11 protein-coding genes are annotated in these 12,464 nt (G+C 74.3%); 7 read left to right on the top strand and 4 right to left on the bottom strand.

The window, feature by feature from the left end; genetic code table 11:
- Positions 1-29: 29 nt before the first annotated feature.
- The gene (locus ACGF0D_RS12455; protein ID WP_392876532.1) at positions 30-1,256 is read right to left on the bottom strand and encodes a hypothetical protein; all 1,227 of its coding nucleotides are present in this window, start codon (positions 1,254-1,256) and stop codon (positions 30-32) included.
- 461 nt (positions 1,257-1,717) lie between these two features.
- On the opposite strand from ACGF0D_RS12455, the gene ACGF0D_RS12450 reads away from it, so the two are divergent.
- Positions 1,718-2,185 carry a DUF6325 family protein gene (locus ACGF0D_RS12450; RefSeq protein WP_392915271.1) on the top strand — a complete coding sequence of 156 codons (468 nt, stop codon included), beginning with the start codon at positions 1,718-1,720 and terminating at the stop codon, positions 2,183-2,185.
- Between the two features lie 64 nt (positions 2,186-2,249).
- Positions 2,250-2,537, top strand: coding sequence for an SHOCT domain-containing protein (locus ACGF0D_RS12445; protein WP_392876538.1), 288 nt, complete (start codon positions 2,250-2,252; stop codon positions 2,535-2,537).
- Positions 2,538-2,590: 53 nt separating this feature from the next.
- On the opposite strand, the gene ACGF0D_RS12440 is transcribed toward ACGF0D_RS12445, so the two are convergent.
- Positions 2,591-3,112 (bottom strand): hypothetical protein, encoded by a 522-nt coding sequence (locus ACGF0D_RS12440; protein WP_392876541.1) that lies wholly within the window; start codon positions 3,110-3,112, stop codon positions 2,591-2,593.
- A 413-nt stretch (positions 3,113-3,525) separates the two neighbouring features.
- Between ACGF0D_RS12440 and ACGF0D_RS12435 the strand changes: the two genes are divergently transcribed.
- Together ACGF0D_RS12435 and ACGF0D_RS12430 are read left to right on the top strand one after the other, a co-directional pair.
- Entirely contained in the window at positions 3,526-3,879 is a 354-nt protein-coding gene (locus ACGF0D_RS12435; protein ID WP_392915269.1) for a hypothetical protein, read from the top strand.
- Entirely contained in the window at positions 3,876-5,240 is a 1,365-nt protein-coding gene (locus tag ACGF0D_RS12430; protein ID WP_392915266.1) for a DUF2252 domain-containing protein, read from the top strand. Before ACGF0D_RS12435 ends, ACGF0D_RS12430 begins: the two co-directional genes overlap by 4 nt.
- A gap of 24 nt (positions 5,241-5,264) precedes the next feature.
- Here the strand turns inward: ACGF0D_RS12430 and ACGF0D_RS12425 are convergent, their stop codons facing one another.
- Positions 5,265-6,872, bottom strand: coding sequence for an MFS transporter (locus ACGF0D_RS12425; RefSeq protein WP_392876550.1), 1,608 nt, complete (start codon positions 6,870-6,872; stop codon positions 5,265-5,267).
- Positions 6,873-7,096: 224 nt separating this feature from the next.
- Here ACGF0D_RS12425 and ACGF0D_RS12420 point away from each other — a divergent pair, with 224 nt between their 5' ends.
- Entirely contained in the window at positions 7,097-7,987 is an 891-nt protein-coding gene (locus tag ACGF0D_RS12420; protein ID WP_392915263.1) for a YhjD/YihY/BrkB family envelope integrity protein, read from the top strand.
- A gap of 135 nt (positions 7,988-8,122) precedes the next feature.
- Positions 8,123-10,846, top strand: a complete 2,724-nt coding sequence (locus ACGF0D_RS12415) for a LuxR C-terminal-related transcriptional regulator (RefSeq protein WP_392915260.1) — start codon at positions 8,123-8,125, stop codon at positions 10,844-10,846.
- 53 nt (positions 10,847-10,899) lie between these two features.
- Here the strand turns inward: ACGF0D_RS12415 and ACGF0D_RS12410 are convergent, their stop codons facing one another.
- Positions 10,900-11,787 carry a hypothetical protein gene (locus tag ACGF0D_RS12410; RefSeq protein WP_392915257.1) on the bottom strand — a complete coding sequence of 296 codons (888 nt, stop codon included), beginning with the start codon at positions 11,785-11,787 and terminating at the stop codon, positions 10,900-10,902.
- A gap of 245 nt (positions 11,788-12,032) precedes the next feature.
- On the opposite strand from ACGF0D_RS12410, the gene ACGF0D_RS12405 reads away from it, so the two are divergent.
- Positions 12,033-12,428 (top strand): SHOCT domain-containing protein, encoded by a 396-nt coding sequence (locus ACGF0D_RS12405; protein WP_392876562.1) that lies wholly within the window; start codon positions 12,033-12,035, stop codon positions 12,426-12,428.
- Positions 12,429-12,464 lie beyond the last annotated feature (36 nt).

The following is a 12,464-nucleotide window of genomic DNA, read 5'->3' as shown; positions in this document are numbered from 1 at the left end:
GGATCCGGCCGCGACCACCGCCCGTACGACTACGTGGAGTTCCCTCGGCTCTCGTCCCGCGGACTCCCGGCCCCGACCCGCCCGGAGGCGGCGAGCAGCGCCAGCACGGCGAGGACGGCGAGGAGCACCAGGACGAGCAGCAGCACGGTCAGCACCGTCGGGTGGTTCCAGAGGGCGAACACCAGGGCGACGATCAGCAGCGCCGCGAGGACGAGCCAGCGGCGGTGGGCGTCGGTCCAGGTACCGGCCCGACCGGTGTGCACACCGTGCGCACCGCTCCACCGGGCGACCGAGTCCGCGGTGTGGTCCGCCCGGCCGCGCACGGCGCGCGGCAGGCGGCCCGCCCCGGAGAGGTACGCCCCGAGCGCCACCACCACGCCCAGGACGATCGCGGTGCGCAGACTGACCCTCAGGAACCTCACCAGCGTGTCGAAGATCGCGGCCGCGGCGTCCGGGGACTGGACGGCGGGCGGCAGGTGGTCGAGGTAGTAGTGCCGGGCGACCACCAGGGCGATCGCCACCAGCAGGCCGGCCCCGGCCGCTCCGAACGCCGTGGCCACCAGGGCGCGGCGCCGGCGCCGCGCCAGCAGGACGCCGACCAGGCCGAGCAGCACGGTGATCACCGGCAGCCAGTTGCCCGCCACGTCCAGCGCGTGCGCGGCACCGCGGGCCTTGGCCAGCTCGTCGGACTGGAACAGCACCATCTGCTTGTTCACTTCCGGGATCTTCTCGGCCGGGGTCAGGCCCGCGGCCACCAGATCCTGCTTCAGCTGGTCCACGGCCTTGCCGACGTCGAGGGTGACCGTGCCGTCGCCGACCTCGACGGCGCCGCGGCCGTGTCCGGTCAGGGCGTGGACCACGGCCGTGTGGGCGGCGCGGTTCGCCTCGGTCCAGACGGTGTCGAAGGCGTCGCTGCGCACCACCTTGGTCGCCGCCGCGGTGACCACCTGGTCCACCGCGTCGTCGATCTTGGGCCCCAGCGACTTGACGGCGGACGCGGCCCGGGGCGGCAGCCCCTGCGACTGCAGCCAGGCGGCCAGGTCGGAGGCGACCTCCGGGCCGTTCACCTTCACGTCCACCGCCTCGGTGATCCGGTGGACCGCGGCGTCCTGGACCGCGGGGTTCCTCGCCAGCGGCGCGACCGTGCTGACGTACCGGTCGGTGTCCAGCGCGATGTCGTGCACCCAGACGGTGAGCAGCGAGACCGGCACCAGGATGCAGGTCAGCGTGATCAGCACGGCCGACACGGTGCTCATGACGATCCGGCCCGCCCGGGGGCGGTACCCGGGCCCCACGGGGCCGCTGCCGCCACCTGTCGGAGGTACGTCGCCCGGCGGGGGCCCGGACGCCGGGGGCCCGCCCGTCGGACGCTCGCCCGTCGGACGCTCGGACGGCTGGGGCTCGGACGGCTGGGGTTCACTCGGTCCGTTCAACGGCTCTCCTGGCACTCGCCACGCGGCCATGGCACCGCTGGACACCATTCACGCCGCAACGCCCCCCGCCCGGCACGCCGGGCTGGGCCGACCGGACGAGGAGCGCGCCAGGCCGGCCGGTCCGGAACGCACCCGGCGACGGGCCGTTCCTCACCCCGGGCAGGTGATCCGCGGACCCGGCGGCGGCCCCTAGCGTCGAAAGCAGCGCCCTGCCCGACGGACCGATCCGACGGACCGACCCGGACGGGCCGGGCGAGGGACTCCACGTGGAAGGGAACACCACCATGACCGAGGACGTCCTCGCCGAGACCGGGCCCATCGACTACCTGGTGGTCGAGTTCCCCGGCAACCGGATGACCGGCGAAGCACTCCCGCTGCTGATCGACCTGGTGGACCGGGGTCTGATCCGCATCCTGGACTTCGCGTTCGTGCGCAAGGACACCGACGGCACCATCGCGGGCATGGAGATCGCCGACTTCGACGGGGACGGCCTACTGGACCTGGCCGTCTTCGAGGGCTCCGGATCGGGCCTGCTCGACGAGGACGACCTGAGCGAGGCCGCCGCGGTCATCGAGCCCGGCAACTCGGCCGGCGTGCTCATCTACGAGAACACCTGGGCCGCGCCGTTCGCCGCGGCCCTGCGCCGCAGCGGCGCCCAGGTGGTCGCCAGCGGCCGGGTGCCGATGCAGGATCTGCTGCACTCCCTGGACGTGCTGGACGGTACCGAAGGGAACGACCCCACGGACGCGTGAGACGGCCCCGGCTCCGGTTCCGGGACGTCCGCCACCGAGTGAACCGCCGAGAGGAGAAAGAACCATGCCAGGTCTGCTGCGCGGTGTCGCGCGCACCGCCGTCGTCGCCGGAACGGCGACCGCCGTGTCCAACCGGGTGTCCCGTCGCCAGGCGGGCCGTTGGGCCCAACAGGACGTGGTGGCCGAACCCGCGCCGCCCCCGCCACCGGCTCCCGCCGCTCCTGCCGCGCCCGCCCCGGCGGGCATGGACGCGAAGATCGCCCAGCTGCAGCAGTTGGCGCAGCTGAAGGACCAGGGAGTCCTCACCGAGGAGGAGTTCGCCACGCAGAAGCAGCGACTGCTCGCCTCGTAGGACCGTCGGCGCAGCACCGTCGGCACGGCGACGAATCACCCGCCGCGGGTGATTCAGTGCCCCACCGCGACCTTGGCCGCCACGATCACCAGACCCAGCATCAGGTTGACCGCCCCCTCGGCGGCGATCTGGCCCGGTGAGGCGCCCGCCCGGCGGGCGCCCAGCGCCGCCCAGGCCACCTGCTGCGCCACGGCGACGCCGAGGGCGAGCCAGGCGTTCTCCCCCGCCCCCAGCCACGGGCTGACCAGCACCGCCAGGGCGGGCAGCGCCGACGCCTCGACGAGCGGCCACTCGTGCCGGCCCACCTCGCGCACCTGGCGCCGGGTGACCTGCCGGCCGGCCTCGCGCTCCCCGGCCACGCGCGCGTAGACGTGGGCGGCCCAGAACACCAACCCGGTGATCACCAGCAGCAGGATGAGCGACAGCCTGGGGTGCGGTTCGTTGAGGCTGGCGGCCGCGATCACGGAGGCGGCGAGCATCGAACCGTACACCGCGCCGGTGTAGTCGGTCCGGGGCCGGATTCCGGCCGGGGCCCGTTCGCCCGGGGCGGGGGTACGACTGCGCGAGGTGGTCATGACGCCTGCTCCCGTCATCCCCTCGAACACGTCCGACGGGTCCCACGTCCGATGGGCCCACGACCGACGGGTCCCACGACCAGGTCCCACGTCCGATGGGCCCGTTGCGGCCATCATCGCCCGCGTTCCGGGTTCCGGCGCGTCCGCGCGGTCACCCACGCCGGGTGATCCGGAGTCCGGCCGGCGCTCGTAGCGTGGCCGGGAAAGGTCGTTTTCCTCGTCGTCCGCCGAGGAGCCGCACGTGAGCCCGTACCCCCCGATCGCCGAGCACGGAGTCATCGCCGCACGACAGGGCCTCCGCCGCGGGCACCCCGGACCCGACCCCGCCCGCTGAACCCGAAGGAGGGAAGTCCCACCCCGACCACCCCGTCATCCCCGGCAACCCCGCCACCCCCCGCAAGGAGGCGAGAACGGTGCTCGGCATCCACCACCAGGCAGCCCATTCCACCAGCACGGCCAAGACCGACGAGCTCGGACGCGTCGGCTGGGTCGTCCTCGGATCCTCGCTGTTCGTCGCCGGCGCGGTCGCGCACGCGCTGTCCGGCCTCATCGCGATCGCCAAGGAGATCCTGCGCCCCGCGCCGCAGCGCGCACCCGCGCCGGTCCGCCCCGTGCGCCCGGGCGACCTCAGCGTCGCCGAGAAGGACGGATGGATCCTCATCAGCGTCCTGCTCATCGCGACCGGCGCGGTGGCCCACGCCGTCTCGCACGTCATCGGGACCATCAAAGAGGTCACCCACGCGACGCACCGGCAGGTCCGGGTATGACGCTGGCACCGGCACCGCCCCCGACGACCTCCGACTCGGTGTCGAAGGGGCGCCAGGCCCGCCGCGCCGTGCCGCGCTCGGAGCACGGGAACTGGGCCCCCGCGCAGGACCGCGCCGACCCCGTCGGCATCCTGGAGGCGCAGGCCGCCACCCGCGTCCCCGAGTTGGTGCCGATCCGCTACGGCCGGATGGCGGCCTCCCGGTTCGCCTTCCTGCGCGGCGCCCCCGCCGTCATGGCCGCGGACCTCGCCGCCGGTCCGCACACCGGCCTCACCGTCCAGCTCTGCGGTGACGCGCACCTGTGCAACTTCGGACTCTTCGCCTCGCCGGAGCGCGCCCTGCTCTTCGACCTCAACGACTTCGACGAGACCCTGCCCGGCCCCTTCGAATGGGACGTCAAACGCCTGGCCGCCAGCATCGCCGTGGCCGCGCGCGAGAACGGGGCGCCCGACGAGTCCGCCCGGGCGGTGGCGCTCACGTCCGCCCGCGCGTACCGGCTCTCCATGCGACGGCTCGCCGGCCTCGGCGAACTCGACGTCTGGTACCAACGGGTGGACACCGCCGACCTGCTGCCGCTGATCGAGGAGACGAAGTACCGCAAGCGCATCCGGACCACCCTGGCGAAGGCACGCGCACGGACCAGCCTCCAGGCGCTGGCCAAGCTCACCGAGCCCGGCCCGGACGGCGAACCCCGGATCGTCCACGACCCGCCGCTGCTGGAACCGATGGGCCGCGACGAACTGCCGCGCCTGCGGCAGATCCTGCTGGACTACCGGGACACCCTGCCGGAGGAGCGGGCGGCACTGCTCGACCGCTTCGAGCTGGTCGACGTGGCCCGCAAGGTGGTCGGCGTGGGCAGTGTGGGCACCCGGTGCCACATCGGGCTGTTCCGCGGACGCGCCGGCGGCGAACCGCTCTTCCTCCAGGTGAAGGAGGCCGAACGGTCCGTCCTGGAGCCGTACCTCGCGCCCAGCCTCCACCGGCACCAGGGCCGACGGGTGGTCGCCGGGCAACGCCGCCTCCAGGCCGTCGGCGACATCTTCCTCGGCTGGGCCACCGGCCCCGGCGGCCGCGCGTTCTACTGGCGCCAACTGCGCGACATGAAGGGCTCCGCCGTCGTCGACGGCATGCCGGTGGACCTGCTGGACCGGTACGCCGAGCTGTGCGGCAGCACCCTCGCGCACGGGCACGCGCGCACCGGGGACCGCGTCGCCATCGCCGCGTACCTCGGCTCCGGCGACGTCTTCGACCGCGCCATCGCCGACTTCGCCCTCGCGTACGCCGACCGGACCGACGCCGACCACGCCGCGCTCACCGCCGTGATCGACAGCGGCCGGATCAGCGCGCGGCCCGGCATGTGAGCCGGCCCCGACGGCGGGACGGCCCTACGCCCGGCCCGTCCCGCCGCCCTCGCGCGCCGGCTCGTCCGCGCCGGACGCGCGCCGGGCCGGCAGGTGGCCGGTGAAGGCGAAGCAGGCGAGCGTGATCGCGGCGGCGGCCAGCAGCGACACCTTGAGGCCGCCGAGCTGGGCCGCGCTGTAGGAGTCGACGACGGCGGTCGCCTCCGACGGCGGGACGGTGGTCCCCGCGAGCGCGGTGGCGAGCTGGTCCGCGGGCACGAAGGTGACGCCCGCCTCGATGCTGATGCCGGCCTGCTGCTTCACGGCGTCGGAGATCTCCGGATGCCCGGCCACGGCGTTGCCGAACGCCACCGTCAACGCGCCGATCAGGATGGCGCCGATCAGCGCGGTACCCAGTGACGAGCCGAGGTTCTGCGCGGTGTACTGCAAACCGCCGACCTCACTGCGGTCCTCCTCCCCGACGCTCGACTGCACCACGTTGCCCAGCTGCGAGGCGAGCAGCCCCATGCCGATCCCCAGGGCGGCCATCGCCAGTGCGAACGACAGGTCGTCGAGTTCCGGCCGGACGGTGCCGACCAGCCACAGGGCCGCGGCGAACAGCACCAGCAACCCGACCCGCACCACCGTCCTCGGCGACGCGAACCGGGTGAGCAGCGGTCCTGACATGGAGGCGACGAGCATCGTGATCGACACCGGCAGCAGCCGCAGCCCGGTCTGGAAGGCGTTCTGGCCCTGCACGGCCTGGAGGTAGAGCGGGATGACGAAGAACAGCCCGAGGAGGATCAGGTTCTGGCTGAAGAGCATCAGCAGGCCGGAGCGCAGCGATGGGATGCCCATCAGCGTGAACCTGACCAGCGGATGCTCCTGGCGCAGCTCCCACGACCGGAACAGCACCAGGAGCACCCCGCCGAGCGCGACGGCGAAGAGCGTCGGCGAGTACCCGAGGACGGTGAACGGCGGGTTGCGCGGCTGGAGCCAACCCCAGGTACTGCTCTGCAGCACCGCCATCACCACCAGCCCCAGCCCGGCGACCGACAGCAGCACCCCGACCAGGTCGATCCGCGCGTGGTGCTCCGGTGCCGGCTGCGGCTCGATCCAGCGCAGCAGGAACAGGATGACGACGACCAGGACGACCTCGCCGGCGAAGACCAGCCGCCAGGTCAGATAGGTGGTCAGCCATCCGCCGAGCAGCGGCCCCACGGCGATGCCCGCCCCCGCCAGGCCGCCGATGACGCCGTAGGCCGTCGCACGGTCCCGCCCCCGGTAGGCGCCGGCCACCAGGGCGGCCAGGGCCGGAAGGACCAGTGCCGCTCCCAGACCCTCGATCACCGACCAGCCGAGCGCCAGCAGCCCCAGGGTGGGCGCCACGGCCGTGATCGCCGATCCCACGGCGTAGACCACCAGCCCCACCGTGAACATCCGGCGGCGCCCGAACATGTCGCCGAGCTTGCCGCCGGTGATCATGAACGCCGCCATCACCAGCGTGTAGAGGGTGATCACCGCCTGGATCGCCGTGACCTCGGTGTCGAAGTCCTCGACCAGCTGGCTGATGGACACGTTCATCACCGACGCGTCGAGCACCATCAGGAACTGCGCCATGCCCAGGACGATCAGCGCTCTCCAGCGGTTCACCGTGACTCCTCGTGCTCACCGGCCCACACGGTTCGTCCGTGCCTGCCTCGTACCCTCGTACGCCCACGGCCGGGACGCCCGTCGAGAGCGGTCACCGCGTTGCGCCGAACGGCGGACCGCCCGAGGTGCCGCACGGCGTCCCGTCGCCCAGTCTTGGACGGAATCCGCAGCAGCGGACCGGGAACGGGGGCGGGGGCGGGGGCATCGACCGGAGGGAGCCCGGCGTGGCGCAGCAACGTGGTCAGCCCGGCCGCGCCGACTGGATCCGCGGCAGGACCGCCTGGCTGAAGGGGCGGACGGCCACCCTGCGCGACGCCCCGTTCCTGCGCCGGCTCGCGGCCCAGCTGCTCCACGTCCACGTCCTGGACACCGCCACCCGCCTCGCCGCGCAGACGTTCCTGACCGCCATCCCGGTGCTGTTCGTACTGGCCGCCTTCATGCCCCAGGAGGTGCGCACCAGCGTCTCCGATTCGCTGCGCACCGTCCTGGGCCTCCAGGGCGCCTCACTCGCCGAGATCCAGGCGGCACTCAACCCCACCGGTGAGGAGTCCACCACCGACACGTTCGGCGGCATCGGCATCCTGGTGACCCTGCTCTCGGCCACGACGTGCAGCCGCGTCCTGCAGCGCCTGTGCGAGCGGAGCTGGCACCTGCCCCACCTGGCGGGCCGCCTGGCGGCGTGGCGGTGGCTCGCCTGGCTCCTGGTGTGGCTGACCGCCCTGATCGTCCAGGGCCAGATCCGGTCCGGGCTCGGGGCGGGCGCGGGCCTCGGGACCGTGCTCTACCTGATCACGGCCACCCTGCTCTGGTGGTGGACCCAGCACCTGCTGCTCGGCGGACGGATCCCCTGGCCCCCGCTGCTGCCGGGGGCGGTGCTGACCGCCGCCGCGCTGACGGTGCTCGCCTGGGCGTCACGGCTCTACGTCCCCCACTCACTGAACCGCAGCATCACCAAGTTCGGCCCGCTCGGCCTGGTCTTCACCCTGCTCAGCTGGCTCATCGTGGCGTTCACGGCCATCACCCTCTGCATCGGCATCGGGTACGTGGTGGCGAGCCAGGGACGACTGGCCCGGCTGCTGGGAACTCCGGTGCCGGACCCGGATGACGAGGACTGAGGCCGCCGTGGCCGCGGCCCGTGGGGCACCCGCCCGTGCGCCGGGGCCGCCTTTGCCAGCCCGGACGGTGTCGGACAGGATGGGGTTGTCAGTGCTCCGCGCTCACTATGCGCCATCCCCTCTGAGGTGAGCACCATGCCCCTCAGCCCAGCCGCCGGCTCCCCCGTCCGCCCGCCGGACGCACCTCGACGCGGCTCCGCGCGGCCGGCCCGCATACCCGGGGGTGACCCGGTGCTCGCGGCCCGCTTCGCCGTCCCCCCGATCCCGGTGACCTTCGTGCACAGACCGCGACTGGTCGGGCGCCTCGGCGACGGCCCGGGGACGTCCCTGCTGCTGGTGAACGCCCCGGCGGGAGCAGGAAAGACCCTGCTCGTCGCCGACTGGCTGGCCACGACGCGGCTGCGCGGCCCGGCGGTCTGGCTCACCGTGGAGCGGGAGGACAACGCTCCCGGCGTCTTCTGGGCCTACCTGCTGGAAGCCGTCCGGCACCACGGCGTCGCGCTGCCGGACGACATCGGCTGCCCCGCCCGGGCTTCCGAGGTCGACCACTCGCTGCTGGCCCGGCTCGCCGCCCACCTGAGCCGCCGCGAGGATCCCGTGGTCCTCGTCCTCGACGAGTTCGAACACGTGTCGTCCGCCGAGGTGGCCTCCGGACTCCACTTCCTGCTCGGCCACGCGGGCCCGGGACTGCGGCTCGTCCTGATCAGCCGCACGGAGCCGAGCCTGCCGCTGCACCGCTACCGCGCCTCCGGCAGCACCACCGAGATCCGGGCCGCCGACCTGGCCTTCCGCCCCCGGGAGACCGCCGCGCTGCTGCGCCGGCACGGCCTGGACCTCTCCGCCGGGACGATCCGGTCGCTGACCGAGCGGACGGGCGGCTGGGCCGCCGGTCTCCGGCTGTCCGCCCTGGCCGCCCAGGGCGCCGCCGATCCCGAGGCGTACCTGAAGGAGTTCGAGGCCTGCCGCAGCACGGTCGCGGACTTCCTGCTCGCCGAGGTCCTCGACACCCAGCCCGCCGAGGCCCAGGACCTCCTGCTGCGCACGAGCGTCCTGGAACGGGTCCACCCCGATCTGGCCGACGCGCTGACCGGCCGTCCCGACGGGGCGCGGATCCTCGCCGACCTCGCGCGCGCCGACACCTTCGTCGAGGCCCTCGGCCACGGCTGGTACCGCTGCCACCCGCTGTTCGCCGAGATCCTGCGCGTCCACCTGGCGGCGCGCAACCCGGGGCTGGAACGGGCGCTGCACCGCAGGGCCGCCCGCTGGCTGATCACCGCCGGGCACCTGACGGACGGGCTGGTGCACGCCGCCGCGGCCGGCGACTGGGAGTTCGCCGCGACGCAGGTCGTCGACCAGCTGACCATCGGACGGCTGTTCACCGGCCGCGGCGCGGACCGGCTCGACCGGCTGTTCGCCGACATGGCGCCCGACGCCCGGGGGCCCGCCCCGGAGCTGGTCCGGGCCGCGCGCGACCTCGCCCGCCACGACGTGGACCGCGGGCTCGAACACCTCCGGCGCGCCGAGGCGCTGCTCGCCGAACGTGACGGCGAGGACGTCCCGGCGGCGGCCCTGCTCAGCCTCGCCCACCTGCGGGTGCTGGCGGGCCGGCTGCTCGGCTCGGCCGACATGGCCCAGGCCGCCGCCGCCCAGGCCGCCCGGTGGGAGGAGGACCTCCCGGCGGGGCTGCTGCGACAGCACCCCGAGCTTCCCGCGCTCCGGCTCACCGATCTCGGCTCCGCGCTGCTCTGGAAGGGGAGCCTCGACGCCGCCGAAACGGCGCTGTCCGCCGCCGCGGCCACCGACGGCGCCACCACGGCCTGCCCTCGCCAGGAGTCCCTCACCCGGCTGGCCCTGATCGACCTGCTCCGGGGCAGGCCGGGGCGGGCGGAGGTCCGCCTGCGGAAGGCGGGGGCGGAGGCCGAACGCGCCGGTCTGCCACCGGACTCCCGCACGGGGGCCGGCCAGCTCGTGCTGGCCGCGCTCGCCGTCGACCGCGACGACCTGCCCGCGGCCCGGGCGGCGATCGACCGGGCCGCCGGATCGGACGCGGCCGACCACGACCCGGCCGTCGCCGCGGGGATCGCGATCGTCCGGGCGAGGACACTGCTGGCCGAGGGCCGTACCCGTGCGGCCCTCGACCTCCTCGACGGGCTGGAGCACACTGGCCCCGCCGCCGGACCGCCGCCGCCCTGGGTGCGGGAGGGCGTGGCCGTGACCGTCTCCGCCGGGCACCTCGCCGAGGGGGACCCGGCCGCCGCCCTCCGGGCACTGGAGCGCAGTGGCGCGGACGGACCGGAGTGCGCCGTCGCCGCCGCCCAGGCGCGGCTCGCCGCCGGGGAGAGCCGACACGCCCTGCGGATCCTGGACGCGATCCCCGAGCACGACGGCCACGGGCCCGCGGTCACCGTACGGGTCCTGCTGGCCCGGTCCCAGGCGGCCCTCGCCCTCGGCGACGAGGCCGCGGCCCAGCGCCTGCTCGCCCGCGCCCTCGCCGTCGCCCGGCCGGAGCGGCTGCGCCGGCCGTTCCGGGACGCCGGGCCGTGGCTGGCGCGGCTGCTGCGCTCCCGGCCCGAGCTGGTGGACTCCCACGGCTGGCTGCCCCCCGACCTCCTGCCCGGCCCCACGGGCGAGGCGGCCGGGGACACCGCCACGGCGGACGATCCGGTCGAGCCGCTGAGCGACCGCGAACTGGACGTGCTGAGACTGGCCGCGCAGATGCTGTCGACGGACGAGATCGCCGCCGAGCTGTTCCTCTCCGTGAACACCGTCAAGACCCACCTCAAGAGCATCAACCGGAAGCTCTCCGTCACCGGGCGCAACCGGGCCGTGCGGCGGGCGCGGGCGCTGCACCTGCTCTGACCCCGGACCGCTCCACCGCTACCCGCGGGCCAGGGCCTGTCTCTTGGATTGTGTTAGGCGCGCCGGGACCGGCGGGCGCGCAGCCAGCGCCATCCGACGGCCAGGGCGCCCATCCCGAGCAGCACCAGGAACATCGCGAGCCAGGTGTTCCCGACGACCCGGGCCCCGGTGAGCAGCACGATCAGCACCGCGCCCACGGTGGCCAGGACCGCCAGCGCGGTCCGCAGCGCCACGAGGAGCATGCTCGGGCGCAGGATCGACGAGGCCCTCCCCGCCCGTGCGGCCGCGCGCCCCTCCAGCCCGTACCGGAGCAGGGCCCGGTCGGCGAGCTCGCCGGTGGCGCGGCGGTACATCACGCCGCACGCGGGCACCCACACGAAGGGGATCACGGTTCCGACGAGCAGCAGCCCGCCCAGCCCGGCCCAGCCGAGCCACTTGCGCACTGCCGAGCGCTCCGGGTCGTCGGGGGTCAGCAAGCCGATCAGGTACGCCTGGCGGCGGACGACGGCCGGCCAGGAGGCCTTCTCCCGGCCGTCGACCGAGGTCCGCGACGCCTTCCGGAGGGCCTCGTGCGCCTGCGCCGGCGTCGGATGGACCCCCTGCACCACCAGCACCTCCGCCGCCGCGTCGGGACCGCAGGGGTCGCGGCCGGACAGGGCGGCGAGTTCCAGCACCATGCGCAGTTGGGCGAGCAGCGCGGCGACGAAGGCGACCGGGAGCAGGAGGATGAACGGGCCGCCGAGGAAGGAGCCCTCGACCACGGTGCGGCGCACCCCGCGGTCGATGATCCGACCGGCGGGATCCAGCCCGGCGGCCTCCGCTCGCTCGGGCGCCCGCTCGGGGTCGCCCCCCGCCCGCTCGGCGTCGCGCAGCGCCGCGGCCGTCTCGGCCGCCTGGGGGCCCAGGTAGTCGACCACGAAGGCCGCCAGTCGCTCGGGCATGTACGCGGGATCCGCCCGGAGCGTCCTCAGCAGTCGTCCCACCACGCCGGGTTGTCGCCGCGCACTCTCCGATCCGCCCATCAGCCGCAGAATAACCCCGCCGCCGCACGACCGCCCGGGCCGTCTCACCCGCTCCGGGTGAGGCGGGGCCGGGCCCGCGGCGCGTACCTGGAAGTCGGGGTTCTACACGGATCGATGGTCCTTCGATCGTCGGTTCCGCACGGATCGATGTCAGGAGGCTCGCGGTGGACTACCCGCTGCTCGACATCTTCTTCACCACCATGTGGATCTTCCTGTGGATCATGTGGTTCTTCCTGCTGTTCCGCGTCTTCGGGGACCTCTTCCGCGACGACACGGTGAGCGGCTGGGGCAAGGCCGGCTGGTGCGTCTTCCTGATCGTCCTGCCCTTCCTCGGCGTGTTCGTGTACCTCATCGCGAGGGGCAAGGGCATGGGAAGGCGCGAAGCCCAGCGGGCGGCCGCCACGGAGCAGGAGTTCCGCGCCTACATCCGGCAGACGGCCTCCGACACCGCGGCGCCCTCCTCCCACGTCGACGACCTGGCACGCCTCGCGGAGCTCAAGAACAACGGCGACATCACCGAGGAGGAGTACCAGCGGGCCAAGGCGAAGGTGCTCGCCTGATCTGACCCGATCCTGACCTGACGCCCCGGGGCCCGC

This window comes from Kitasatospora sp. NPDC048298 (assembly GCF_043201465.1).
Taxonomy (GTDB): domain Bacteria; phylum Actinomycetota; class Actinomycetes; order Streptomycetales; family Streptomycetaceae; genus Kitasatospora.
Note: the sequence above shows the minus strand (reverse complement) of the source record. Positions and strands in the feature narration are given on the sequence as shown.